The organism is Bacteroides sp. AM41-16, assembly GCF_003603495.1.
Classification (GTDB): domain Bacteria; phylum Bacteroidota; class Bacteroidia; order Bacteroidales; family Bacteroidaceae; genus Bacteroides; species Bacteroides uniformis.
The window spans coordinates 373,504-396,691 of the sequence record NZ_QTNE01000001.1 but is presented as its reverse complement, the minus strand read 5'-3'; the positions used below and the strand labels follow the sequence as shown (position 1 = coordinate 396,691).

The window sequence follows — 23,188 nt, the reverse complement described above, 5'->3', positions numbered from 1 at the left end:
CTTATGAAGATTATCGTGGGCGAATGAGTTGATAATCAAAAGTCTGCTTGTATGCCTGGCGAAAATGTACACTTTTCTGTGTGAAAAAAGTCTGCGGAATGTTTGCAGGTTTAAGGAAAATATCTACCTTTGCATCCGCAATCGCGGAAATAGCTCAGTTGGTAGAGCATAACCTTGCCAAGGTTAGGGTCGCGAGTTCGAGTCTCGTTTTCCGCTCAACGCAGTTTAGATTGCAATTACCTATGCCCAGGTGGCGGAATTGGTAGACGCGCACGTTTCAGGTGCGTGTGTCGAGAGGCATGCAGGTTCGAGTCCTGTTCTGGGCACCAAGGTAAAGCAGTCGGTTCTTTGAATTGTTGAAAGTAAGTTGGAGAGGTGGCGGAATTGGTAGACGCGCTACTTTGAGGGGGTAGTGACAATTATGTCGTGGGAGTTCGAGTCTCCTTCTCTTCACGCTTTTATACATTGCGGAAATAGCTCAGTTGGTAGAGCATAACCTTGCCAAGGTTAGGGTCGCGAGTTCGAGTCTCGTTTTCCGCTCTTTCAGATGTATTGAAGATGACTTATGCCCAGGTGGCGGAATTGGTAGACGCGCACGTTTCAGGTGCGTGTGTCGAGAGGCATGCAGGTTCGAGTCCTGTTCTGGGCACTTTACTCCTCAAAAAAGGAGAGTCATCCCATGCGGAAATAGCTCAGTTGGTAGAGCATAACCTTGCCAAGGTTAGGGTCGCGAGTTCGAGTCTCGTTTTCCGCTCTTTTCAGATAAAAAAATCCCGCAAGCATTGTTCGGTGCTTGCGGGATTTTTTTGTTGTATGGAAGTTGTTGTTACAGTTTCTGTAATGAGAATCCGAGCATCATTCCGTCGTAGCTGTTGGCCAGCGAGCCGATACTCTTCAGAGTGGAGTTGCTGCTTTTGCTGGAGAGGAAGGTTATCAGTTTCAGTAGCTTGTCCGATTCGAACAGCAGGTCCATAGTTGTGGAGGTAGCGTTGACCTTGGCATTCATACCTATCAGCTTGGCGAATTTCAAGTTGACCTTTTGGGTGGATGCATCGTAGGAGTAGCTTCCCTTCATGCTCTTTTGCCCTACTTTGGCGCTGAATGTGCTGTCGGCGTTGAATGTGAATGACATTTGCCCGGCTTTGATGCCTACTTTGGCAAGCTGTTCGTCCAGTTTCTTTTCTGCGGCTGTGGCGGCAACGGCACCGCCGGCTTTCTGCAGCAGGTTGTCCGATTCGAATTCAATGGCGGAGCCGGTATACGACCAAGTGCCGGTCATATCCGCTGTTGACTTGCCGGTCACGGCATTTACCGCCTTCTCTATATTTTCTTTGTTGAACAAATCCTTGATGGATTGTGCGTGACTATTGCCGGTCAGCAGTAGTGCGGCAACAAACAGTTGCCAAAAAACTAATCTTTTCATTTTACTTATGTCTATTGTTTGCTATTCAGGCTTTTGTTGATACTTTCGATATAGTCCAGCAGCTCTTTCCGTCCCATGCGGTTTTCAGAAGAGGTGATGAAGTAGGGGGGCAGCTCTTCCCATTGTTCCTTCAACTGTTCCAGGTATTCGTTGATGTGGGTGTTCAGTCTGCCGCCTTTCAGTTTGTCGGCCTTTGTGAAGACGATGGCAAAGGGTACACCGTTCTCGCCCAGCCATTCCGTAAACTCGAGGTCGATGGCTTGGGGAGCCAGCCGGCTATCTATAAGAACAAACAGACAAGTCATCTGTTCGCGTTGCAGTATATAACTTTCTATAATACGTTTGATTTGTTCCTGCCCTTTCTGTCCCCGTTTGGCGTAGCCGTATCCCGGAAGGTCTACAATGTACCAACTCTTGTTGATGAGGAAATGGTTGATGAGCATGGTCTTTCCCGGTGTGGCAGAGGTCATGGCAAGCCCTTTTCTCCCGGTCAGCATATTGATGAGACTGGATTTTCCTACGTTGGAGCGTCCGATGAAAGCATATTCGGGAAATGTACCGGCGGGGCATTTCCGCACGTCTGTGTTACTGATGACGAATTCAGCGTTTGTAATATCCATTTTGTTGCCTTTTTGGGGTTTTACGTGTGGCAAAGGTAGCACTAATTTCATAAGTTTGCACTATCTTTGTCCAGAAAGCGAAGATAGGCTGCACCTCAGCATAAAAAATGAACGAGTTCATTTTATTCTGCATTCGGTTTGCACTATCTTTGTGGTCAATAGGAGAATTTTAAGTATGAATGGACAGTTTCCCTCTACATTATTGGAGAAGGCGGTAAATGAGTTTGCCAAGTTGCCCGGAGTGGGACGCAAGACGGCTATGAGGCTGGTTCTTCACCTGCTCCGCCAGGATACGGCAGTGGTGGAAGCGTTCGGCAATGCCATCGTGACGCTGAAGCATGAAGTGAAATATTGCAAGGTATGCCATAATATATCAGATACGGAGACGTGCTGCATCTGTTCCAGTCCGCAACGGGACGCCTCTGTGGTTTGTGTGGTAGAGAACATCCGCGATGTGATGGCTGTGGAAGCCACACAACAGTTCCGTGGTTTGTATCACGTGCTGGGAGGTGTCATCTCGCCGATGGATGGCATTGGCCCCGGAGACTTGCAGATAGAAAGCCTTGTGCAGCGGGTAGCCGCCGGCGGCATCAATGAAGTGATTCTTGCGCTGAGCACGACGATGGAGGGAGATACCACCAACTTTTATATCTACCGCAAGCTGGAAAAACTGGGCGTGAAGCTCTCTGTCATAGCCCGTGGCATTTCCATCGGTGACGAATTGGAGTATACGGATGAAGTGACTCTGGGACGCAGTATTGTGAACCGCACTCCATTTTCCGGAACTGCCTGATTGTTTGGGCCATTATCAATTATTCATTATCCACTATCAATTTACTAAATGGAAGAACAAATAAAGAAGACCGCAGCGCGTGTCCGAACAACTTTTGCCTATTTCTGGATGCTTCCCATCCTGCTCGTTCTACTTGGAGAAACCGGAGGCGGATGGGTAGGTATGTATGCCGGAGATGTACGTGCCACCTATATGGCTGAGACGGTAACCATTCTGCTGGCTGCCTCTTGCGTACCCATAGCCTTGAAACTCTTTTCATGGGTATTAATCCGGAAAATAGATGTAGTGACGCTTCCCGAAGCCCTCCGCCTCTATGCGCTGTGGAGTGGCGTGCGGCTGGCATTGCTTGCCATACCGGTGCTTGCAGGCTTTTTCACCTATTATATCATGTTGAGCAGTACGGGTGCACTGTGTGCACTGATAGGACTGACGGCTTCTCTGTTCTGCCTACCGGGTGAGGGACGCCTGCGTAAAGAACTGCATATCAATAAAGAAGAAGAAATGTAACCGACTGGAAGATATGAATAAATCTTATTTCTGCAGTGAAAGGGTGCGTCTCCGTGCTATGGAGCCGGAAGACCTGGAAGTGATGTATGCTATGGAGAATGATTCCCAGACTTGGGATGTGACGAACTTCACCGTACCCTATTCCAGATTTGTCTTGAAACAATATATTGAGAATTCCGAATGCGATATGTTTGCCGACCGCCAGCTGCGTATGATGATTATACGTGTAGAGGATGATGCGGTGATAGGCACTATCGATATTACAGAGTTTTCTCCCATGCATGCCCGGGGAGAGGTGGGTATTGCCATACGGAAGGAGTATCAGGGCAATGGTTATGCCAAGGAAGCGCTGCGTTTGCTGTGCGACTATGTTTTCAGTTTCTTGTATCTGAAACAGTTGATAGTCCATATCTCGGTGGATAATGAGGCAAGTATCCGCCTTTTTGAATCCTGCGGTTTTGTGCGTTGTGGGCTTTTGAGGGAGTGGTGGCGCGTAGGAGGGTGCTATAAGGATGTCGTACTGTTGCAACTTCTCCGCAGCACTAATTGAACGTTGGAATCTGGGGGAAGCGCGACCATATTTCATATTTTGCTCCCAGCTTGCACAATGCCTTCTTCCAGAGTGTGCCGCTGGCCGCCTCGTCCATTAGCGAACTGATGTTTTCTTTGCCTACCAGCCAGGTGTTTTCTTCAATTTCCCGGCCCAGCTGTTCGTACTCCCAGCCGGAGTACCCCAAAAAAAATCTGATTCTGCCTTTAACGGGATTTCCCTGCATGATGTAGTCTTTAATGGCTTCAAAATCACCGTTCAGGTAGAAGCCTTTGCCGATGGGCAATGCTCTGGTAATGCCCTTGAGCGTGTGTAGATAGAACAACGTATCTGTGCTGAGCGGTCCTCCTTTATAGATAGGTATGTTTTCCGGGCAGTCGAAGTCTTTCAGCACATCATTCAAGAATAGGGGGAGCGGTTTGTTCAGAACCAGTCCCATTGTGCCGTCATGTGTATGGTCCACCAGTAGAATGACGGATCGCCCAAACATATGGTCACACAAAAAGGGTTCGGAAATCAAGACCTTTCCCCGGGCAGGAACCACATGGTTTGTTTCTATCTTGAATAGATCTATATTGCTATACATGCCCCTAATATACATAATATTCCACAATAAACAAAAGTTCTTCGCTGTTTTTCATTTTAAAAGTTTCTTTTCTCAGATTTTATGGCTTTTTTTATTCGGAGAAAATACTTAAGTTTGCAAGTAATTGGCAATTTAATGCAATGAAATATACTACATTATATACGTTAATTTTAGGGCTGTTTTCTATAGGATGGACGGATTGCCCGGAGGATTTTATGGAGCGTATGCAGCGTCCGGGACATTCTGAAATACAGCTTTCTAAAGTGACGATAAGTGGCCGTGTGCTGGATGAAAGCGGGTTTCCGCTGGCCGGTGCCACTATTCAAGAGAAAGAAACTGCCAATGGTGCGATAGCGGATTCGGAAGGAAAATTCACTCTGGTGGTTGCCGATAATGCAGTGCTTCGTGTTTCGTTTATCGGCTACATTTCCCAGGATATTGAGGTGGAAGGACGTTCGACCTTTCATATCACGCTAAGAGAAGATATGATAGAGCTGGATAACGTTATTGTTACCGCTTTGGGTATCGAAAAGAAAGAAAATTCTCTTTCTTACGCCACAGATTTAATAAAAAACGAGGAGTTGACGCGAGTAAAAATGCCCAACTTAATTACTTCGTTGACCGGCAAGTCGGCAGGTGTGCGTGTTAATCAGGTTTCTTCCGGTCTGGGAGCCTCAGCCAAAGTCAGTATCCGTGGAATCCGCTCGGTGGCGAGTGACAACCAACCGCTGTATGTGATAGACGGTGTTCCCATTCTGAACTCCACTTCCGAGCAAGCATACTCTGCCATAGGTGGAACGGCCAATGCCGGCAACCGTGACGGAGGAGATGGCATTTCCAATCTGAATCCTGAGGATATAGAGAGTATCAGTATCCTGAAAGGAGCTCCAGCGGCAGCTTTGTATGGTAGTCAGGCCGCCAATGGGGTGATACTGATTACTACAAAGAAGGGGCAGTCGCACGGGCAGCGCAGTGTTTCTTTCTCGACGAGCCTAATGTTCGACAATGCTTTTGCGCTACCCAAGATGCAGAACCGCTATGGAGTAAGTGACGGTGTGGACAGTTGGGGAGAACGGGCAAACCTTCCCGAATACGATAATCTGAGAGACTTCTTCTCTACTGGTGTCACCTCCATAACTTCCATCTCCTTGAGTCACGGCAATGAGAAGTTGCAGAACTATTTCTCCTATGCTAATACTACGGGGCATGGCATCATTGGGAAACATAACCTTTCGAAGCACAACCTCACTTTCAGAGAGACTTCCGTTCTGTTGAATTCCCGTCTGAAGTTAGATGGCAGTATGAACTTGATGCGCCAGGTGGTGAAGAACAAGCCTACCGTGGGTGGTTTCTACATGAATCCTTTGGTGGGGCTCTACCGTTTTCCACGGGGTGAGGATATTTCTTATTATAAGGAGAACTTCGAGGTTTATGATGAGGGTAGAAACCTGAACATACAGAATTGGCATACCTCCTACGAGGATTTTGAGCAGAATCCCTACTGGATTACCAATCGCATATTGAGCAAGGAGAACCGTATGCATGTCATAGTCTCCTTATCTGCCAATCTGAAGATAAACGATTGGTTAAGCCTGCAGGCCCGTGGCAATGTAGACTATATTAACGACAAGGTGCGCCAGCAGTTCTATGCCTCTACCGCTCCGGCGTTAGCGGGAGCCAATGGGCGTTATATCGAGATGGACTATCAGGAAACCCAATATTACGGAGACGCCATACTGATGATGAAAAAGCAGTGGGATGCATTCTCTCTCAACGCGGCGCTCGGTGCCAGTATCAATGACAAGACAGTGAACTCCACCCGCTATGACTCTAAAACAGCTTCGCTGAAATATGCCAATGTGTTCAATCTGGCCAATATCATCATGAATGGTTCCGCTGGGCTGGACCAGAAGATTGATGCGCGGCGCCAATTGCAGTCCTTGTTTGCGACGGCACAACTGGGCTACAACGAGTTTGTCTATCTTGATTTGTCGGCCCGTAATGACTGGTCTTCCACGCTGGCTTATACATCTCATGAGAAAAGCGGGTTCTTCTATCCCTCCGTGGGATTTTCGCTGATATTCAATAAGCTGATGACTTTACCCCGATGGGTGTCACTGGCAAAGATAAGGGGGGCATACAGCATGGTGGGCAATGATATTCCCATGTTCATCACAAATCCTTCCTCGCATATCACGGCGGGTGGAGAGTTCCTGGCAAGTGATGCCGCGCCGTTCAAGGATATGGAACCGGAGATGACGCATTCCTTTGAGGCGGGTATAGAAGCGCGTTTTTTAAAGAACCGCATTGGTTTGAATGCCACTTTCTATAAGACGAATACCCGGAACCAGTTCTTCAAGCTTCCCACTCTGTCGGGCGATAAATATGCCTACCGTTATGTCAATGCGGGTAATATACAGAATGTGGGGTGGGAGGTTTCATTGGATGCCGTTCCTTTGCTGACAAACCATTTCAAGTGGAAAACAGAGGTAAACTTCTCCACCAACCGCAACAAGATAATTTCACTGCACGAAGCGCTGAAGGAGTTTCTTTACGGTCCTACCAGCTTCTCGTCCAGTTATGCCATGAAATTGGTGAAAGGGGGCTCTATCGGTGACATCTACGGAAAAGCTTTTGTACGTGACGATGTGGGCAATATCGTTTACGGCACGGAAGGAGACAATACCGGCATGCCTTTGGTGGAAGGTGATGGCAATACGGTGAAAGTGGGCAATGCCAATCCAAAACTGATGCTGGGCTGGAATCATATGCTGTCTTACAAGAATTTTTCTTTCTATTTTCTGGTGGATTGTCGCTTTGGAGGCGATATTTTGTCCCAGACGCAGGCGGATATGGATATGTATGGCGTTTCTGAAGTCACGGCCCGGGCCAGAGACAAAGGTTATGTAATGCTTGAAGGTAACCGGATAGATAATGTGAAAGGATTTTATAAGAATGTTGTAGGCGGACGGGCCGGGGTGACGGAATATTATATGTATGATGCCACGAACATCAGGCTGCGTGAGCTGTCCGTGGGCTACCAACTGCCTGCAGCCTGGATGGAAAAGACCAAAGTCCTCAAGCGGGCACAACTGTCCTTTTCTGGACGCAACTTGTTCTTCTTCTACAAAAAGGCGCCTTTCGACCCTGACCTGGTACTCTCTACGGGCAACGATAACCAGGGAATTGAAGTCTACGGTATGCCTACCACGCGTAGTTGGGGATTTTCTTTGAAGTGTGAATTTTAAGAGGGGGAGGGAGACTTGATATGAAGAGGATTATAGTACTGATTGGCATGGTTTTCGTGTTTCTGGCTTGTACGGGAGACTTTAAGGAAATCAATACGGACAAGTCCGGCGTGACGGACGAGGACTTGCAGGCCGACTATAACGAACATGGCATCCGTCTTGGAATCATCCAGCAAGGCATCTATTTCAATTACGACTACGGAAAGGGGAAGAACTGGCCTTTTCAATTGACCCAGAATTTGAATGCCGACATGTTCAGCGGTTACATGCACGATGCCAAGCCTCTGAATGGAGGTTCGCACAATTCGGACTACAACTTGCAGGATGGATGGAACAGCGCCATGTGGGGACATACCTATGAGTATGTTTTCCCGCAGATATATCAGTCGGAGAATGCCACACGTGACCGTATGCCTGCCTTTTTCGGCATTACCAAGATACTGAAGGTGGAAGTGATGCACCGTGTCACGGACTATTACGGCCCTATTGTGTATAGTCATTTTGCCGATCCCGAAGCCCGTTATATGCCCGACACGCAGAAAGAGGTCTATAATGCATTTTTCTGTGAACTCGATACGGCTGTAGCTGTACTTTCCGATTATATTGTCGAGCATCCGGGAGCTTCGGAGTTTGCGCGTTTCGATATGTTGTTGGACGGTGATTATGACTCTTGGATAAAGTTTGCCAACTCGTTGAGGATGCGGCTTGCCATGCGCATTGCGGTAGCCAGTCCGGAGAAGGCAAAAACGGAATTCCGTAAAGCGATGGATAATGAATACGGAGTCATTCGGGAGGCGGACGAGTCGGTGGCGGTTTCCACGGCGAGTGGATATACCAATCCGTTGGGCGAGATAAACCTTGTTTGGAATGAAGCTTATATGGGAGCGCCGATGGAGTCCATACTGAACGGATATGAAGATCCCCGTCGTGAAATCTATTTTGCCACTTGCCAGGATGAACAGTTTGCAGGCGAGTATCGCGGCATTCGTCAGGGTACATGCTTTGCACATAACTATTATAATACACTCTCAAAATTGAAAGTCACCCAGCAGACTGATGCAGTGTTGATGCCGGCAGCAGAAGTCTGGTTCCTGCGTGCCGAGGCTGCCCTACGGGGATGGACCGATGAGTCGGCGAAAACCTGCTATGAAGAAGGGGTAATGGCTTCTTTCCGTCAGTATGGCATCTTGCAGTCCGACGCTTATCTGGAGAGCGACTTGTTGCCTGCCGATTTTGTGGATACCTACGATATGGAGAATGATATTACCGCCCGTTGCCAAGTTTCGCCACGCTGGCTGGAGTCAGCGGATAGGGATACGAAACTGGAGAAGATTATTACCCAAAAATGGATTGCCATGTTTCCTGAAGGGTGTGAAGCTTGGGCGGAACAGCGCCGGACGGGGTATCCCCGGCTATTCCCCGTGCGCTTTAATCACAGTAAAGACGGGTGTATAGATACTGAGACAATGATTCGCCGTCTGAACTTTCCCGGCGGACTGAAGACGGAGAATGCCGAGCAGTATGCCGCTTTGGTAGAGGCACTGGGTGGAGATGACAATGCCGGTACCCGATTGTGGTGGGATACCGGCATCAACTGGTAGAGATACCTTATTATTATATAGGGATATTTTTTATTGGATGGGGTGATTCTCGGCAAAAATTGCCATACGTTCGTCCAACTGGTCGTACTGATGGTCTTGGATAAAGGAAGTGCAGGCACGTAATCCTTCCTGATGGCTTCCGGTGGTCACCAGTGAAATGGCGCTTACACCGTAGTACATTAGTTCCCGCGCAAGTTCTCCGCTACTCATGCCCGGGTAACCGATGGTGAAATAGAAACCGTCGGCAACGGGATCACCCAAATCATTGTCGTATACCAAGTGGAAACCGTGGCGCAAGAAGATTTCTTTCAGGCGGCGGGCACGTTCACCGTATACTTTCACTTCATCAAGAAAGTTGTATTGATCTTCATTAGCTGCTTTAAGCATGGCGGCAAGAGCATACTGAGCAGAGTGGCTGGTGCCGGAGGAGAGTGCATAGAGTACGCGGTGGATGAATACTGTGCCGAAGGTGCCGCCGCCGTAGCGTTGTGTCAGCCCGGGATAGGCCCGGTGATACAGTTTGTCCGAAATGCAGCTGACACCGATACGTTGACCGGCATAGCTGAAAGCTTTGGAACCGGAAATGAGCAGCACGTAATAGTCCGTATAGTGTGCCACAGAAGGTTGGTAAGGCGCTTGGAACGGTTTGCTCAAGTCTTGGCGGAAGTCCATGGCAAAGTAGGCGAGGTCTTCCAACACAATGACGTCATATTGGGTTGCCAGTTCGCCGATGATGCGCAACTCTTCTTCTTTCAGGCAAATCCAGCTGGGGTTGTTGGGATTGGAATAGACGATGGCGGAGATATTGCCTTTGCTGAGGTAACTTTCCAGCTTCGCTTTCAACTTGTCGCCACGGTAGTCATATACGTCAAAGGTTTCATATTTCTGTCCCATCACGACCAACTGCTGCTTCTGTACCGGGAAACCGGGATCGATGAAGAGAATGGTATCCTTTTTCTCATCGCACTGGCTACATGTGAGGAATGAAGCGAAAGTTCCTTGCATGGAGCCGGTAACTGGTACACAACCTTCGGGGGCTACATCTACATTGATAAAGGCTTTGATAAAACGTGCTGCTTCCTCTTTCAAGGCGGGAAGTCCGTTAATGTCCGGGTAGAGGCTGGCAATACCATTCTGCAATGCCTCCACCTCGGCCTTTACGCCGACGGCTGAGGGGGGGAGTCCGGGTACACCCATTTCCATTTTTATGAATTCCACACCCGATGCCGCTTCGGCATTGGCTGCAATGGCTTTTACTTCACGGATGGTTGCTTTGGCAAAGTCTGTGATATGAAAATCTGCGATAGTTTCATCTATCAACTTACGTTCAATAGGAGTATTTCTCATGATTTCAATATTAATTTAGTTTTGCAAAGGTAACATAAATCTCTTATAATCAAGCTATGTTAAAAAAAAGATGATTTTTTTTCTTTCAAGCTATTGCAGATATAAGAATTTTGTCTACCTTTGCAACCGCAATCGAGAGAGATAGCAACGAAAGAATGAAATAATGGTGCGTTAGTTCAGTTGGTTAGAATACATGCCTGTCACGCATGGGGTCACGGGTTCGAGTCCCGTACGCACCGCGAAAGTAAATAATAAATTAAAGCAAAGCTCTGAAATTCAAGGATTTCAGAGCTTTTTTTGTTTTCTGTATCGGCAAGAATAACGATTAAAAAAAAATCATGCGTGGGATTATTCGTGGGATTTCTGCCAGTCTTACTATACTCATCTGATGAACTTGAACTTTCTTGCGGTATAATCGGGAATTCGGGTACAAATATCCGTAAATCATATACACCTTCGCTTGTGCTATCGCGGTACCTTTGTCATCAGAAGTTTAACAAGAAAAATAGAGTAATATAGCGTATGGCAAAAACAATTTTAGGAGTTCTGTCACTGCTTGTCATAATGTCGTGCAGTATTCCCGTAAAGGAGAACACCGTTCAACCCAATATAATGGAAACGAACAAGAAAAATCTCGGAAATCTGTTGGCGCTCTATCCCAAGCCGATGACGGTTGTTGGGGCGGAGGTTGAAGGGAAAGTAAACTGGCTAGTGGTAGGGCATACGGGTGTTATTGGACATGAGCGGATACTCATCAGCATGAGTAAAAGCCATTACACTAATCAAGGGATAAAGGACTCAAAACGACTTTCCGTCAATCTAGTGAGTCGTGAAATATTGCCGAAAGCTGACTATGTGGGAAGTGTAAGCGGTGCGACGGTCGATAAGTCGGAGGTGTTTGCCTACCATATTGGCGAAAACGGTACCCCCGTTATAGACGCATCACCCCTCACCATGGAGTGTGAGGTGGTAGACATCTATGAAACTGAAGGTTTCGACAATTTCATTTGTGCGATAGTCAATACATACGCTGCTCCTGAAGTGCTTGATAATAACGGGAAACTTGACTATACGAAGCTGAAACCCGTATTGTTTGAATTTCCGACCTATTCCTACCTTGCCACGGGAGAGATTATCGGCAAATGCCTGAATCTGGATAAGCAGCCGGGTATGTGCGCCAAAGAGCCGATGAGTGCTGACGGTATCGTGCGGTTGTCGAAAATCGAGGTTTATCCGCAGTATCTCGACGAGTATATGAAATACGCAACCGAAGTAGGCGAAATCTCTCTGCGTACCGAATCGGGCGTACTGACTATGTATGCGGTCGGCGAGAAGGAGAATCCCTGTAAGGTGACTATTCTCGAAACCTATGCGAGCCATGCGGCTTATGAAAAACATATTGCATCAGAACACTTTCAGAAATACAAGCAAGGAACGTTGCACATGGTCAAATCATTGGTCTTGTCTGACCAGACGCCACTTAATCCGGCTAACAAGCTCAATAACTTCATGCAATAAATAGAACGACTATGAACAAGATTTTTTTAATTTCAGTATTCAGCATTTTAACACTCAATGTTATGGCACAAGAAAAGATAGTACAGACAGCAGGACGCACCCAGTTGGGTGAGTTTGCTCCTAAATTTGCGGAACTAAACGACGATGTCCTCTTTGGCGAGGTCTGGAGCCGCACCGACAAACTCGGTCTGCGTGACCGTAGTTTGGTAACTATAACTTCTCTTATCAGTCAAGGAATCACGGATAATTCGCTCGTGTTCCACCTTCAGTCGGCAAAAAAGAACGGCATCACCCGTACGGAGATTGCTGAAATCATCACCCATATCGGATTCTATGCCGGTTGGTCCAAAGCGTGGGCAGCGTTTAATCTGGCCAAAGGCGTATGGGCAGAGGACACCGCCGGTGAAGATACCAAAGCCGCGTTCCAGCGTGAAATGATTTTCCCCATTGGAGAACCGAACACAGCATACGCACAGTACTTCATAGGTAACAGCTATCTTGCTCCCGTTTCACGTGAGCAGGTTTCCGTCTCTAACGTCACTTTCGAGCCTCGTTGCCGCAATAACTGGCACATACACCGTGCTACTAAAGGCGGTGGACAGATGCTTATCGGTGTTGCCGGTCGTGGGTGGTATCAAGAAGAAGGCAAGCCGGCAGTAGAGATTCTACCCGGTACGGTTATCCATATCCCTGCAAATGTGAAGCATTGGCACGGTGCTGCTTCTGATGGTTGGTTTGCCCATCTTGCTTTCGAAGTTCCCGGTGAGGATACTTCTAATGAATGGCTAGAGCCGGTGACGGATGAAGAATACGATAAACTTAAATAACACCACCCACACTCCCGTAATTCAAGCGATTACGGGAGTTTTTGTTTTATGGAGCTATGATTTAGTAGCTGGAGGGGACAGCATAATCCGTAATTTGGGTATAGATACCGGGGATTTATCTACACGGCATATGACGGATACCGCCTATTTTTGCATTATCATTAATTTGGTAATAAAAATTAAATAGGAGAAATTATGACTACGAACGAATTTAAAGAATATGTAAAGACGCGTCAAGCGCTTAATACGGAGGAGATACACCGTTTTATGGACGAAATGAGCAGTGAAGCCAGGCGTATCACTTTCCGGCTGAACACCGCATACTATACGCCGGACGAAGTACGTGAGTTGCTATCCGAATTGTTCGGTTATCAAGTTCCGTCATCGTTCCGGGTATTTCCGCCGTTTTATGCCGATTTCGGGAAGAATATAACAGTGGGCGAAGGCGTATTTATTAATGCCTGCTGTCATTTTCAAGACCATGGTGGTGTGATAATCGGCGACGGATGCCAAATTGGGCATAATGTAGTCTTTGCAACGCTCAATCATGGTTTGCCTCCGGCTGAACGCCAAACTACCTATCCGGCACCAATTGTACTAGGCAAGAATGTCTGGGTAGGTTCTAATTCAACGATTCTTCAAGGAGTGACAATTGGTGACAATGCTGTGGTGGGAGCTGGAGCGGTCGTGACGAAAGATGTGGAAGCAAATACAATAGTAGGTGGTGTCCCCGCAAAATTGATAAAGAGAATAGAATAATAAAATTGAAAACAAGATGAAAATAATATCAAATACAGCATTTGGCGGAGAAAGACCTTTGTTCGAATCGCATGACTTACGTATGGAGAATGTAGTTATCCGTGCTGGAGAATCAGCCATCAAGGAATGCAGCAACATCGAAGCTGTTGATTGTCGGTTCGAAGGAAATTATCCCTTCTGGCATGTTCACGGATTTGTTATCGACCGTTGTTTTTTCGATGTCGGCGGGCGTTCGGCACTGTGGTATTCCGACCATCTGAAAATGACTGATACGCGTATCGATGCACCCAAAATGTTTCGCGAGATGCATGACATCGAAATAGAGAATGTAGAGATAAACGATGCCAATGAGGTGTTCTGGCGTTGTAAAAATCTGAATATCAAAAATCTGAAACTGCATGGAGGAACTTATCCGTTCATGTTCAGCAGCGACATCCGCATAGACGGATTGGAAAGCGACAGCAAGTACGTTTTCCAGTATGTGAAGAATGTGGAGTTGCGCAATGCCAAAATCACTACGAAGGATGCCTTCTGGGAGGTGGAGAATGTGACAATCTACGATTCTGAACTCAACGGCGAATATCTCGGCTGGCATTCGCACAATCTCCGGTTGGTGAATTGCCATATAACCGGTGAGCAACCGCTCTGCTATGCCCACGACCTCGTACTGGAGAATTGCACCTTTGGTCCCGACTGCGACCGGGCTTTTGAATATAGTTCGGTGCAGGCAACCATCAAAGGAACAATAGGCGGGGTGAAGAATCCACGGACAGGCTGTATCACTGCCGAAAGCTATGGGGAAATCATTCTCGACGAAAATATAAAGGCGCCTGCCGATTGTGAGTTGAGGCTTTGGGATGGTAACTGGATTTATAAATTATGAAATACGATTTCGATACAATCATCTCGCGTCGCGGGACGAATTCTTATAAATGGGATACTCCCGAAGAGGAGAATGTACTGCCCATGTGGGTGGCGGATATGGATTTTCGTACAGCACCCGCTATTATCGATGCCTTACAAAAGCGGGTGGCGCACGGTATTTTCGGTTATACAAAAGTACCCGAAGCCTATTATGATGCGGTTGTCCGGTGGTTCGATGACCGGCATCGCTGGCAGGTTGATTCCCGGTGGATTATCTATACGAGTGGTGTCGTGCCGGCTCTGTCAGCCATTATCAAAGCCTTGGCCATGCCGGGTGATAAAGTCATCGTTCAGACTCCTGCCTATAATTGTTTCTACTCATCTATCCGTAATGACGGATGCGAGTTGTTTGCCAATAATCTCGTTTATCAGGATGGCCGCTACGTAATCGACTTTGCCGATCTTGAAAGGAAAGCTTCCGATCCGAAAGCAAAAATCCTGCTGCTGTGCAATCCTCACAATCCGGTCGGACGGGTCTGGACTCCGGAAGAACTGCAGCATATAGGTGATATTTGTTTACGGAATGAGGTGTTTGTCGTGGCGGATGAGATTCATTGTGAACTGACTTACGAAGGATATGACTACACACCCTTTGCCTCCTTGTCCGAACGCTTTTTGCAAAATTCCGTCACTTGCGTTTCGCTGAGTAAGGCGTTCAACCTTGCCGGGTTGCAAATCGCCAATATCATCGCAGCCGATGAAGAGGTGCGCCGCCGTATTGACAGAGCCATTAACATCAACGAGGTATGCGACGTCAATCCGTTCGGCGTAATCGCCACAATGGCAGCTTACAACGAAGGTGGGGAATGGCTCGATGCCTTGCGGAAATATCTGCGGGGGAATTACGAATACCTCTGCTGCTTTTTCAAGGAACGGTTACCACAATATCCCGTGCTGCCACTCGAAGGAACTTATTTGGTTTGGATAGACTGCCGTGCTTCCGGTATCAGCTCAGATGTTGTCGCCTTGCGTTTGCAAGAACAACAGCATCTGATGGTCAATTCCGGTACGATGTACGGTCCCGGTGGAGAGGGCTTTATCCGGCTGAATATCGCTTGTCCCCGGGCTCTGCTTGCTGATGGACTGGAACGGATGGCCCGTTTATTCTATCGTGAAGTCTTCTGATTTAAATCCGCTGTAATACCTACCGGCGAAGGCGGTGAACTTCAGGACACAATAATCGGGATCAGTCACTCCTTCGGGGTAGTACATAGTGTCGCCTTCCTGCCATATCATTTCCTTACTGGTGCTGTCCGTCAGTATCTCCATCGTGCCGCGCAGCATTACGCCCTTGAAGAAGCGTGTGTTGCAGACGTAAAGGCATGCCCGGTTATTTTTGAGAAATTGCGAAACGCGCATCGACGAGGTGTTCGTTGATAGGTAAATGTGTTTGATCCCTTCCCTTTTGCGGGTTTGCAACATGGCCTTGATGTTGGGAAAGCCTTCGGCATCCACCGAACCGACAAAGATGGTTTTTTCCTTGTCAATCATGTTTCCTACTGTTTTTTCTGCATCTCTCATTGTTTGTTTTTTTTATGGGTTATTGTTTCAAGGGCAAAGATAGCCGGTAAGTGGAACTTTTGTACAATAAAAAAGAAGGAGGATATGTCACTTTTCACGGTTTCTCCATTTTCCGGTAGGCGAGGGGAGTATACCCTATACATTGTCGGAAACTACGTACAAAGTAGGAGACGGTTGAGAAATGGAGTTCGGAGGCTATTTCTGAAATGGGGAGGTCGGTGTAGGTGAGCAGACGCTGGGCTTCGTCTGTAACCTTGTTGAGTATGTACTGCTTGGCGTTGATGTTTATGGCCGAAGAGAGGATTTCGTTCAGATAGTTGGGAGTGATGCATAGTTTATCGGCATAGAATTGTACAGAATGCTGCTCCCGGAAGTGCTCCCCAACCAATTCGAAGAATCGGCTGAGGTGGAAGCTGCTGATATCTTTATGTGGCTCCTTACCCGTCTCCGGAGGGATAGAGGTGCGGTAGACACGGTTGAGTAGCATGAGGACCTCGTAAAGTAAGGCGCGTAATATGCCCGTATCGTGTGGGTGGAAGGAGTCGATTTCGACCTTTATGTCGTGCAGAAGTTGGAGTATTCGTGCATAGAGCCCGTTCGGCAGTTGGAGTTTGTCTACCATTTTTCCCATTCGGAAGAACGGGAGGTGCTGCACGAATAGTGGGTCTTTGAAGAAAGAGGTCAAAAAGGTATCCTCAAAAATTAGAGCATGACCGTTGCCGATACGGTCTGTGTCCCAACTGCGCACCTCACCTGGTTTGGAGAAGAATACATCACCGGGAGCTGCCAAGTGTGTCCGGTTACCGATAGTGAATTCTCCTTCTCCTTCTGTGATGAAGGTGATGTCATAGTAGGTCAGAATATGTACTTTTCCCTGGGTCAAGAATTTCCGGGTATACTGCAAATCAACGACATCTATCAGAAGTTCGCTTCCGTACTTAGTTTTGTAGAAATTGTATCGTGGGATGGCATTTTTCATGGCTTAACATTGTATGATGGCAGTAAAGTTAGAGAAAAAGTTGCTCCGTACAATAGCGAATAGGAAAATGTTGGGTAAAGACCGGGAGTTTTGTTTATCTTTGCACCCGCAATTATCAATCGCCTTGCAACGATTGTCTGGAATTATCATATTATGAAACAGAAACGAATACCATTGGTGGGCGGACAATACCTTGTGCCCTTCATTTTGATTACCTCTCTTTTCTTTTTGTGGGGATTTGCCCATGCCATTCTGAATGTACTGAACAAGCACTTTCAAGAGATACTGGATATTACGAAGACACATTCGGCCTTTATACAGATGACGATGTATATGGGATACTTCATCATGGCCATTCCTGCAGGACTTTTCATCAGTCGCTTCGGATATCGCCGGGGTGTGGTATTCGGTCTGTTGCTCTACGGCATCGGTTCGCTGCTCTTTATCCCCGGGCAGCATTATCTGTCTTTTAATCTTTTCTTGTTTGCATTGTTCGTGATAGGTTGCGGACTGACGTTTCTTGAAACTGCCGCCAATCCTTATGCCACAGAATTGGGCGCAAAGGAAACTGCTGCCAGCCGACTGAATTTCGCACAATCCTTCAATGGTCTGGGATGTATCTGTGCACCGGTACTGGCTGGACTGCTACTCTTCTCGAAGGATGGGCAGACGGGCTCGGGTAATGTCGCATTGCCCTATATCTGCATGGGGGTAATTGTGTTGCTGGTAGCGCTGGTCTTTTCAAGAATCAAGTTGCCCGAGATTGAACATAGTGTGGAGGTGGACGAAGCTGGTAATAAGGTCGGATTGTGGTCACACCGGCTTTTCATTTTCGGGCTGATAGCCTTGTTTGCCTATGAGGTCGGCGAGATTTCCATCAACAGCTTCTTCATCAATTACGTGGTGGAGCAGAATTGGATGAATGCCCGCGAAGCTTCCGTAGTGCTTTCTTTCGGTGGACTGGGATTATTTATGTTAGGACGTTTTGCCGGTAGCTGGATTATGGGACGTGTGCGTGCCGAGAAGATGTTGCTGGTTTGTGCTACGGGCACTGTGATGACTACCTTGTTGGTGTTGCTGGATGTAGGAATGGTGTCGCTTGCAGCTCTGTTGTGCGGATATGCATTTGAGGCTATTATGTTTCCCACGATTTTTGCACTTTCCTTGCGCGGGCTGGGCAACCATACCAAGAGGGCTTCCTCTTTCCTGATGATGTCTCCCGTGGGAGGCGTGGTAGGTCCGCTGTTGATGGGACTGGTGGCAGACCATACGACGATGGTGTGGGCGTTCATCGTACCGCTGGTTGCCTATTGCGTGGTGTGGGCATATGCCCGCAAGATGGTATCCGTCTCTACCGCTTCTTCAATATAGAAGGAAGCCTGCGACTCCGGCAAGGATTATCAGTAAGATAGGGTGGAGGTTCCACTTCCACGTCACGCCGAAAGCGGCTGCAAAGATAAGTATGCTTTTGTAATCTATGAAATTTTCCTTGTTCATCAGCAATAGGGCAGCAGCAGCTATCAATGATACGGACATGGGCAGCAGTCCCGACATTGCCGCCTTGATGTATTTGTTGTCCTTGCATTTCACGAAGAAGTAAGAGATGAGCAATACCAGGATGAACGAGGGAAGACATACTGCAATGGTGGTCACGACAGCTCCCCACACGCTTTGAGTAACTGCATAGCCCACATAGGTGGCACTGTTGATGCCTATCGGACCAGGCGTCATCTGCGAGATGGCCACTACGTCCGTGAATTGTTGCAGGGTGAGCCAGTGATGGTGGTCCACCACCTCATATTGGATGAGGGACAACATGGCGTAACCGCCTCCGAAACCGAACATTCCGATTTTTAGATATACCAATATCAGCTGCCAATAAATCATATCTGTAATTTTCTCAGTTTATCTTTTAACCATAATGTATAGAGCATTCCTCCTGCAATTCCTGCAAGGACAATGTATACGGGGGATAGCCCGAATTGCCAGATGAGTATGGTGGCGATGGCTGGAAGCACCAGTTGCCAATACTTCAGCTTCAGTGCCCGTGCAGCCGAAATGCAGGGTATCACAATCAGTGCGACTACTGCCGGACGGATACCGTTAAAGATGCGTATCATCACCTGGTTGTCCTGAAAATGAGCGAAGAACATGGCTATCAGCATCATGATGACAAAAGAGGGGAGGATTGTGGCAAGTGCACACACCAGGCTACCTTTTACTTTATGCAGCTTGTAGCCGACGAATATGGATATATTGACAGCAAAAACACCGGGAAGTGACTGGGTCAACGCAAACATTTCCATGAAATCTTCTTTACTCATCCATCTCTTTTTTACGATTTCCCGTTCAATGAGAGGTATCATAGCGTATCCGCCACCGATAGTGAACATTCCTATCTTGGCAAAGGTCATAAAAAGCAGTAAATATTTCATTATTTCTCTTCGGGTGACTTTCTTTTGCAAAGAAACCCAAATTAATCAACATATACAAATTAGGGGGATAATATTTATTTATTAATATTTTATATTACAGGGCTATATTCTTAAATCTATTTAAAAGGAGAATATTCCGTCGTAAATAAGCTTTATCTTTAACACGTAATTACAAATAATATAAATGTAGATATGATACAGATAGTGCAATTACATGGTACGGATAAAAAGCTGTACGAGCTTGTAGCCCCTTTGGTTATGAGCCCGGAAGTGCTGAAACAGAACTACAATTACCCTTTCCGGACATCGGAAGAGTACGAGTGGTTTGTTGCTCTGGATAATAAACATGTTGTAGGTTTTGTGCCGGTGGAGCACAAGAAGTATGAATGTGTCATCAACAACTATTATATTAAGGAAAGGAATGTTGACACGCTAAAATTGCTTCTGGAAAAGGTACTTGAGAAGCAGGGCGAGGAGAGTAGTCTGACGGCTGTTAGCTTTGTTGAAGATAGGGATGTCTTCAGCGAGCTGGGCTTTTTGGAAGACAAGGTATGGACCCGTTATGTGAAAATGAAGAAAAACTGATAATTATGGCTGCACCCAAAAATGTGTATGAACTGGCGCAAGAACGTCTTGATGTGATTTTTAGGGAATTTGACACGATATGCGTCTCTTTTTCGGGAGGAAAAGATAGTGGAGTGTTGCTGAATTTGTGCATAGACTATATCCGCCGGAACCGGCTGAACCGTAAACTGTGTGTATTCCATATGGACTATGAGATACAGTACAGCATGACCATTGATTATGTGGACCGGGTATTGGAGGCGAATAAGGATATATTGGAGGTGTATCGTGTTTGTGTGCCTTTCCGTGTAACGACTTGTACGTCGATGTACCAGAGTTACTGGCGTCCGTGGCAGGAGGATTTGGAGGACATTTGGGTAAGGAAGATGCCGAAAGGCTGCCTCACTAAAGAGACGTTTCCTTTCTACACTCCCGAAATGTGGGATTATGAGTTCCAGATGCACTTTGCCAAATGGCTGCATGAGAAGAAGGATGGAGTGCGTGCCTGCTTTCTCATAGGCATCCGTACGCAAGAGAGTTTTAACCGCTGGCGCAGCATCCATCTGAACCGGAAGTATCAGATGTACCACAATTACCGCTGGACCTCGAAGATAGGCAATGACATTTTCAATGCTTATCCCATTTATGATTGGAAGACGACGGATATCTGGACGGCCAATGGCAAATTCGGCTTTGACTATAACCATTTGTATGACCTATATTATAAAGCCGGAGTCAATATCGAACGCCAGCGTGTGGCAAGCCCTTTTCTTTGTGAGGCACAAGAGAGCCTGAAGCTGTATCGTGTCATCGACCCGAATACTTGGGGAAGAATGATAGGGCGGGTCAACGGGGTGAACTTTACCGGTATTTACGGAGGGACGCGTGCTATGGGGTGGCAGACGGTCCGACTGCCCGAAGGGTATACGTGGAAAGGCTTTATGCAGTTCCTGCTTTCCACCTTGCCGGAAGAGACCCGGAGGAACTACTTGAAAAAGCTTACCGTCAGCATTGAATTCTGGCGTACAAAAGGGGGCTGTCTGGCTGACGAGACCATCCAGAAGCTGAGGGATGCAGGAGTGTCCATTGAAGTGATAAATACCACGAATTACAAGACAAACAAGAAGCCGGTGCGCATGGATTATCTGGATGATATTGACATCGCGGAATTCCGGGAAATTCCCACTTATAAGCGGATGTGCATATGCATCCTGAAGAATGACCATGCCTGCAAGTACATGGGTTTTGCCTTGAACAAGGAAGAGGCATACAAAAGAGACAAGATAATGGAACAATTCAAAAATATGATGTTATGAGCGTAGATAAAAGTCCGGTATATAATGTAAAGGCAATTCCAATAGAGAAAATACAAGCAAACGATTACAATCCGAATGTAGTGGCACCGCCCGAAATGAAGCTTCTGGAGCTTTCCATCTGGGAAGATGGTTTCACCATGCCTTGTGTCTGTTACTATGATGAGGAAGAGGATAACTACATCCTGGTGGACGGTTACCACCGTTATCAGGTGTTGAAGACATCCAAAAGAATTTATCAGCGCGAAAACGGGTTGCTTCCCGTGGTCGTGATTGACAAGGAACTTTCCAACCGTATGGCGTCCACTATCCGTCATAATCGTGCCCGTGGTACGCATAATATCGAGTTGATGTGCCATATTGTTGCGGAATTGGACAGAGCCGGTATGTCTGATGAATGGATAATGAAGAATATCGGAATGGATCGCGACGAAGTGTTGCGTTTAAAGCAAATTTCGGGTCTGGCAGACTTGTTTGCGAACAAGAACTTCAGCATTCCGGATAAGAAAGAAGAGTATGTGGCGGATAAATAAATGAATATTTCAGGGGTGGATTTTTTAATCTGCCTCTTTATATTCATTAACAAGTGAAATATTTCGTTGCAAACTTGCATAATTTAGTCAAATCGCCTACATTTGTCAGCATCAAAACAAACAGAATAGGTCCTATGTGCTTTAAGGCACTATAAAAAACATTACATGAAGAAAATTTTGGTTAGTGGCGGTGCTGGTTTTATAGGTTCTCATCTTTGTACCCGATTGATAAACGACGGGCATCAGGTGATTTGTCTGGATAATCTTTTCACCGGTTCGGAAGGAAATATCACTCATCTGAAGAGCAATCCCCGCTTTGAATTTGTACTGCATGATGTGGAAACCCCTTATGAGGCAGATGTGGACGAAATCTATAATCTGGCTTGTCCTGCTTCTCCCATCCACTACCAATATGATGCCATTAAAACCATCAAGACTTCTGTATTGGGCGCCATCAATATGCTGGGACTGGCCAAAAAGACGAATGCCAAGATATTGCAGGCTTCTACCAGCGAAGTGTACGGTGACCCCGTTATTCATCCCCAAGTGGAAAGTTATTGGGGAAATGTAAATCCAATTGGCCTCCGTTCTTGTTATGATGAAGGGAAGCGTTGTGCCGAGACATTGTTTATGGATTATCACCGCCAGAATGGAGTGCGGATCAAGATTATCCGTATATTCAATACGTACGGTCCTCGGATGTTGCCGAATGACGGACGGGTGGTTTCCAATTTCGTGGTTCAAGCATTGCAGAACCAGGATATTACGATATACGGTTCGGGTAATCAGACGCGAAGTTTCCAATATGTAGATGACTGTATAGAAGGTATGGTGCGGATGATGAACACGGAGGACGATTTTATCGGTCCGGTAAACTTGGGAAATCCGAATGAATTCTCCATATTGGAACTGGCAGAAAAGGTCATTAGGCTGACGAATTCCAAGTCGAAACTGATTTTCAAGCCACTGCCTCATGACGATCCCAAACAGCGTCAGCCGGACATCACTCTGGCAAAGGAAAAGTTGGGCTGGGAACCGACTATAGAGCTGGAAGAGGGTTTACAGTATATAATAGAGTATTTTAAGGAATATCGTTCCTAACTAAATAGTAATTTTGATAACGGGAAAAACAATATAGAA

The 23,188-nt window shown here is 46.7% G+C and carries 23 protein-coding genes and 7 tRNA genes; 22 read left to right on the top strand and 8 right to left on the bottom strand.

The window, feature by feature from the left end; all coding sequences use genetic code 11:
* The first annotated feature begins 143 nt into the window (after positions 1 to 143).
* From DW896_RS01960 to DW896_RS01935, 6 genes are all read left to right on the top strand, one after another.
* Positions 144 to 216 (top strand) — tRNA-Gly (locus DW896_RS01960).
* A gap of 28 nt (positions 217 to 244) precedes the next feature.
* Positions 245 to 329: transfer RNA gene (locus tag DW896_RS01955), tRNA-Leu, on the top strand.
* Between the two features lie 40 nt (positions 330 to 369).
* Positions 370 to 453, top strand: a tRNA-Leu gene (locus tag DW896_RS01950).
* A 14-nt stretch (positions 454 to 467) separates the two neighbouring features.
* Positions 468 to 540: transfer RNA gene (locus tag DW896_RS01945), tRNA-Gly, on the top strand.
* Positions 541 to 567: 27 nt separating this feature from the next.
* Positions 568 to 649: transfer RNA gene (locus DW896_RS01940), tRNA-Leu, on the top strand.
* A 32-nt stretch (positions 650 to 681) separates the two neighbouring features.
* A tRNA-Gly gene (locus DW896_RS01935) sits at positions 682 to 754 on the top strand.
* A 72-nt stretch (positions 755 to 826) separates the two neighbouring features.
* Here the strand turns inward: DW896_RS01935 and DW896_RS01930 are convergent.
* On the bottom strand, positions 827 to 1,423 hold the full coding sequence (locus tag DW896_RS01930) for a DUF4923 family protein (RefSeq protein ID WP_087332535.1): 597 nt from the start codon (positions 1,421 to 1,423) through the stop codon (positions 827 to 829).
* A gap of 11 nt (positions 1,424 to 1,434) precedes the next feature.
* On the bottom strand, positions 1,435 to 2,043 hold the full coding sequence (yihA, locus tag DW896_RS01925) for a ribosome biogenesis GTP-binding protein YihA/YsxC (protein ID WP_009036961.1): 609 nt from the start codon (positions 2,041 to 2,043) through the stop codon (positions 1,435 to 1,437).
* Between the two features lie 175 nt (positions 2,044 to 2,218).
* Here yihA and recR point away from each other — a divergent pair, with 175 nt between their 5' ends.
* The 3 genes from recR to DW896_RS01910 are packed head-to-tail and all read left to right on the top strand — an operon-like array spanning position 2,219 to position 3,893.
* A complete protein-coding gene (gene recR / locus DW896_RS01920; protein ID WP_009036962.1) occupies positions 2,219 to 2,836 on the top strand; it encodes a recombination mediator RecR in 618 nt (205 codons plus the stop codon).
* Positions 2,837 to 2,884: 48 nt separating this feature from the next.
* The gene (locus DW896_RS01915; RefSeq protein WP_009036963.1) at positions 2,885 to 3,343 is read left to right on the top strand and encodes a hypothetical protein; all 459 of its coding nucleotides are present in this window, start codon (positions 2,885 to 2,887) and stop codon (positions 3,341 to 3,343) included.
* A gap of 13 nt (positions 3,344 to 3,356) precedes the next feature.
* Positions 3,357 to 3,893 (top strand): GNAT family N-acetyltransferase, encoded by a 537-nt coding sequence (locus DW896_RS01910; protein ID WP_034528745.1) that lies wholly within the window; start codon positions 3,357 to 3,359, stop codon positions 3,891 to 3,893.
* Here DW896_RS01910 and DW896_RS01905 read toward each other — a convergent pair.
* Positions 3,886 to 4,479 (bottom strand): YqgE/AlgH family protein, encoded by a 594-nt coding sequence (locus DW896_RS01905; protein ID WP_008663291.1) that lies wholly within the window; start codon positions 4,477 to 4,479, stop codon positions 3,886 to 3,888. The genes DW896_RS01910 and DW896_RS01905 overlap by 8 nt on opposite strands.
* A 140-nt stretch (positions 4,480 to 4,619) precedes the next feature.
* On the opposite strand from DW896_RS01905, the gene DW896_RS01900 reads away from it, so the two are divergent.
* Together DW896_RS01900 and DW896_RS01895 are read left to right on the top strand one after the other, a co-directional pair.
* On the top strand, positions 4,620 to 7,727 hold the full coding sequence (locus tag DW896_RS01900) for a SusC/RagA family TonB-linked outer membrane protein (protein WP_119992766.1): 3,108 nt from the start codon (positions 4,620 to 4,622) through the stop codon (positions 7,725 to 7,727).
* 20 nt (positions 7,728 to 7,747) lie between these two features.
* Positions 7,748 to 9,328, top strand: a complete 1,581-nt coding sequence (locus DW896_RS01895; protein WP_117588763.1) for a SusD/RagB family nutrient-binding outer membrane lipoprotein — start codon at positions 7,748 to 7,750, stop codon at positions 9,326 to 9,328.
* Between the two features lie 30 nt (positions 9,329 to 9,358).
* On the opposite strand, the gene DW896_RS01890 is transcribed toward DW896_RS01895, so the two are convergent.
* On the bottom strand, positions 9,359 to 10,675 hold the full coding sequence (locus DW896_RS01890; protein ID WP_009036966.1) for a pyridoxal phosphate-dependent aminotransferase: 1,317 nt from the start codon (positions 10,673 to 10,675) through the stop codon (positions 9,359 to 9,361).
* A gap of 165 nt (positions 10,676 to 10,840) precedes the next feature.
* Between DW896_RS01890 and DW896_RS01885 the strand changes: the two genes are divergently transcribed.
* The 6 genes from DW896_RS01885 (at position 10,841) to DW896_RS01860 (ending at position 15,828) form a co-directional block, all read left to right on the top strand.
* Positions 10,841 to 10,914: transfer RNA gene (locus tag DW896_RS01885), tRNA-Asp, on the top strand.
* 283 nt (positions 10,915 to 11,197) lie between these two features.
* Positions 11,198 to 12,193, top strand: a complete 996-nt coding sequence (locus DW896_RS01880) for a flavin reductase (RefSeq protein ID WP_009038626.1) — start codon at positions 11,198 to 11,200, stop codon at positions 12,191 to 12,193.
* 11 nt (positions 12,194 to 12,204) lie between these two features.
* Entirely contained in the window at positions 12,205 to 13,020 is an 816-nt protein-coding gene (locus tag DW896_RS01875) for a carboxymuconolactone decarboxylase family protein (RefSeq protein ID WP_119992764.1), read from the top strand.
* A gap of 195 nt (positions 13,021 to 13,215) precedes the next feature.
* The gene (locus tag DW896_RS01870; protein ID WP_009038624.1) at positions 13,216 to 13,779 is read left to right on the top strand and encodes a sugar O-acetyltransferase; all 564 of its coding nucleotides are present in this window, start codon (positions 13,216 to 13,218) and stop codon (positions 13,777 to 13,779) included.
* Between the two features lie 16 nt (positions 13,780 to 13,795).
* Positions 13,796 to 14,662: a DUF3737 family protein gene (locus tag DW896_RS01865; RefSeq protein ID WP_005836547.1), complete on the top strand. Its 867-nt coding sequence runs from the start codon at positions 13,796 to 13,798 to the stop codon at positions 14,660 to 14,662.
* On the top strand, positions 14,659 to 15,828 hold the full coding sequence (locus DW896_RS01860) for a MalY/PatB family protein (RefSeq protein ID WP_117703944.1): 1,170 nt from the start codon (positions 14,659 to 14,661) through the stop codon (positions 15,826 to 15,828). Before DW896_RS01865 ends, DW896_RS01860 begins: the two co-directional genes overlap by 4 nt.
* Here DW896_RS01860 and DW896_RS01855 read toward each other — a convergent pair.
* A complete protein-coding gene (locus tag DW896_RS01855) occupies positions 15,805 to 16,224 on the bottom strand; it encodes a pyridoxamine 5'-phosphate oxidase family protein (RefSeq protein WP_117748846.1) in 420 nt (139 codons plus the stop codon). The two genes, DW896_RS01860 and DW896_RS01855, sit on opposite strands and share 24 nt — an antisense overlap.
* A 94-nt stretch (positions 16,225 to 16,318) precedes the next feature.
* A complete protein-coding gene (locus DW896_RS01850; protein WP_117748845.1) occupies positions 16,319 to 17,203 on the bottom strand; it encodes an AraC family transcriptional regulator in 885 nt (294 codons plus the stop codon).
* A gap of 153 nt (positions 17,204 to 17,356) precedes the next feature.
* Between DW896_RS01850 and fucP the strand changes: the two genes are divergently transcribed.
* Entirely contained in the window at positions 17,357 to 18,574 is a 1,218-nt protein-coding gene (gene fucP, locus DW896_RS01845) for an L-fucose:H+ symporter permease (protein ID WP_057087781.1), read from the top strand.
* Here fucP and DW896_RS01840 read toward each other — a convergent pair.
* A complete protein-coding gene (locus DW896_RS01840; protein WP_005825387.1) occupies positions 18,566 to 19,090 on the bottom strand; it encodes a chromate transporter in 525 nt (174 codons plus the stop codon). The genes fucP and DW896_RS01840 overlap by 9 nt on opposite strands.
* Positions 19,087 to 19,638 carry a chromate transporter gene (locus DW896_RS01835; protein WP_005825383.1) on the bottom strand — a complete coding sequence of 184 codons (552 nt, stop codon included), beginning with the start codon at positions 19,636 to 19,638 and terminating at the stop codon, positions 19,087 to 19,089. The genes DW896_RS01840 and DW896_RS01835 overlap by 4 nt, the downstream gene beginning before the upstream one ends.
* A 192-nt stretch (positions 19,639 to 19,830) precedes the next feature.
* On the opposite strand from DW896_RS01835, the gene DW896_RS01830 reads away from it, so the two are divergent.
* The 4 genes from DW896_RS01830 (at position 19,831) to DW896_RS01815 (ending at position 23,149) form a co-directional block, all read left to right on the top strand.
* The gene (locus tag DW896_RS01830; protein ID WP_087332530.1) at positions 19,831 to 20,223 is read left to right on the top strand and encodes a hypothetical protein; all 393 of its coding nucleotides are present in this window, start codon (positions 19,831 to 19,833) and stop codon (positions 20,221 to 20,223) included.
* A gap of 5 nt (positions 20,224 to 20,228) precedes the next feature.
* On the top strand, positions 20,229 to 21,518 hold the full coding sequence (locus DW896_RS01825) for a DUF3440 domain-containing protein (protein WP_087332529.1): 1,290 nt from the start codon (positions 20,229 to 20,231) through the stop codon (positions 21,516 to 21,518).
* Complete coding sequence (locus DW896_RS01820; protein ID WP_016273566.1) at positions 21,515 to 22,048, top strand: ParB/RepB/Spo0J family partition protein; 534 nt, start codon at positions 21,515 to 21,517, stop codon at positions 22,046 to 22,048. Before DW896_RS01825 ends, DW896_RS01820 begins: the two co-directional genes overlap by 4 nt.
* Positions 22,049 to 22,213: 165 nt before the next feature.
* The gene (locus tag DW896_RS01815; protein WP_005825375.1) at positions 22,214 to 23,149 is read left to right on the top strand and encodes a UDP-glucuronic acid decarboxylase family protein; all 936 of its coding nucleotides are present in this window, start codon (positions 22,214 to 22,216) and stop codon (positions 23,147 to 23,149) included.
* Positions 23,150 to 23,188: the final 39 nt, after the last annotated feature.

Coding starts and splice junctions, on each gene's coding strand:
- DW896_RS01930 (WP_087332535.1), bottom strand. CDS start 1,423: ATGAAAAGATTAGTTTTTTGGCAACTGTTTGTTGCCGCACTACTGCTG.
- yihA (WP_009036961.1), bottom strand. CDS start 2,043: ATGGATATTACAAACGCTGAATTCGTCATCAGTAACACAGACGTGCGG.
- recR (WP_009036962.1), top strand. CDS start 2,219: ATGAATGGACAGTTTCCCTCTACATTATTGGAGAAGGCGGTAAATGAG.
- DW896_RS01915 (WP_009036963.1), top strand. CDS start 2,885: ATGGAAGAACAAATAAAGAAGACCGCAGCGCGTGTCCGAACAACTTTT.
- DW896_RS01910 (WP_034528745.1), top strand. CDS start 3,357: ATGAATAAATCTTATTTCTGCAGTGAAAGGGTGCGTCTCCGTGCTATG.
- DW896_RS01905 (WP_008663291.1), bottom strand. CDS start 4,479: ATGTATAGCAATATAGATCTATTCAAGATAGAAACAAACCATGTGGTT.
- DW896_RS01900 (WP_119992766.1), top strand. CDS start 4,620: ATGAAATATACTACATTATATACGTTAATTTTAGGGCTGTTTTCTATA.
- DW896_RS01895 (WP_117588763.1), top strand. CDS start 7,748: ATGAAGAGGATTATAGTACTGATTGGCATGGTTTTCGTGTTTCTGGCT.
- DW896_RS01890 (WP_009036966.1), bottom strand. CDS start 10,675: ATGAGAAATACTCCTATTGAACGTAAGTTGATAGATGAAACTATCGCA.
- DW896_RS01880 (WP_009038626.1), top strand. CDS start 11,198: ATGGCAAAAACAATTTTAGGAGTTCTGTCACTGCTTGTCATAATGTCG.
- DW896_RS01875 (WP_119992764.1), top strand. CDS start 12,205: ATGAACAAGATTTTTTTAATTTCAGTATTCAGCATTTTAACACTCAAT.
- DW896_RS01870 (WP_009038624.1), top strand. CDS start 13,216: ATGACTACGAACGAATTTAAAGAATATGTAAAGACGCGTCAAGCGCTT.
- DW896_RS01865 (WP_005836547.1), top strand. CDS start 13,796: ATGAAAATAATATCAAATACAGCATTTGGCGGAGAAAGACCTTTGTTC.
- DW896_RS01860 (WP_117703944.1), top strand. CDS start 14,659: ATGAAATACGATTTCGATACAATCATCTCGCGTCGCGGGACGAATTCT.
- DW896_RS01855 (WP_117748846.1), bottom strand. CDS start 16,224: ATGAGAGATGCAGAAAAAACAGTAGGAAACATGATTGACAAGGAAAAA.
- DW896_RS01850 (WP_117748845.1), bottom strand. CDS start 17,203: ATGAAAAATGCCATCCCACGATACAATTTCTACAAAACTAAGTACGGA.
- fucP (WP_057087781.1), top strand. CDS start 17,357: ATGAAACAGAAACGAATACCATTGGTGGGCGGACAATACCTTGTGCCC.
- DW896_RS01840 (WP_005825387.1), bottom strand. CDS start 19,090: ATGATTTATTGGCAGCTGATATTGGTATATCTAAAAATCGGAATGTTC.
- DW896_RS01835 (WP_005825383.1), bottom strand. CDS start 19,638: ATGAAATATTTACTGCTTTTTATGACCTTTGCCAAGATAGGAATGTTC.
- DW896_RS01830 (WP_087332530.1), top strand. CDS start 19,831: ATGATACAGATAGTGCAATTACATGGTACGGATAAAAAGCTGTACGAG.
- DW896_RS01825 (WP_087332529.1), top strand. CDS start 20,229: ATGGCTGCACCCAAAAATGTGTATGAACTGGCGCAAGAACGTCTTGAT.
- DW896_RS01820 (WP_016273566.1), top strand. CDS start 21,515: ATGAGCGTAGATAAAAGTCCGGTATATAATGTAAAGGCAATTCCAATA.
- DW896_RS01815 (WP_005825375.1), top strand. CDS start 22,214: ATGAAGAAAATTTTGGTTAGTGGCGGTGCTGGTTTTATAGGTTCTCAT.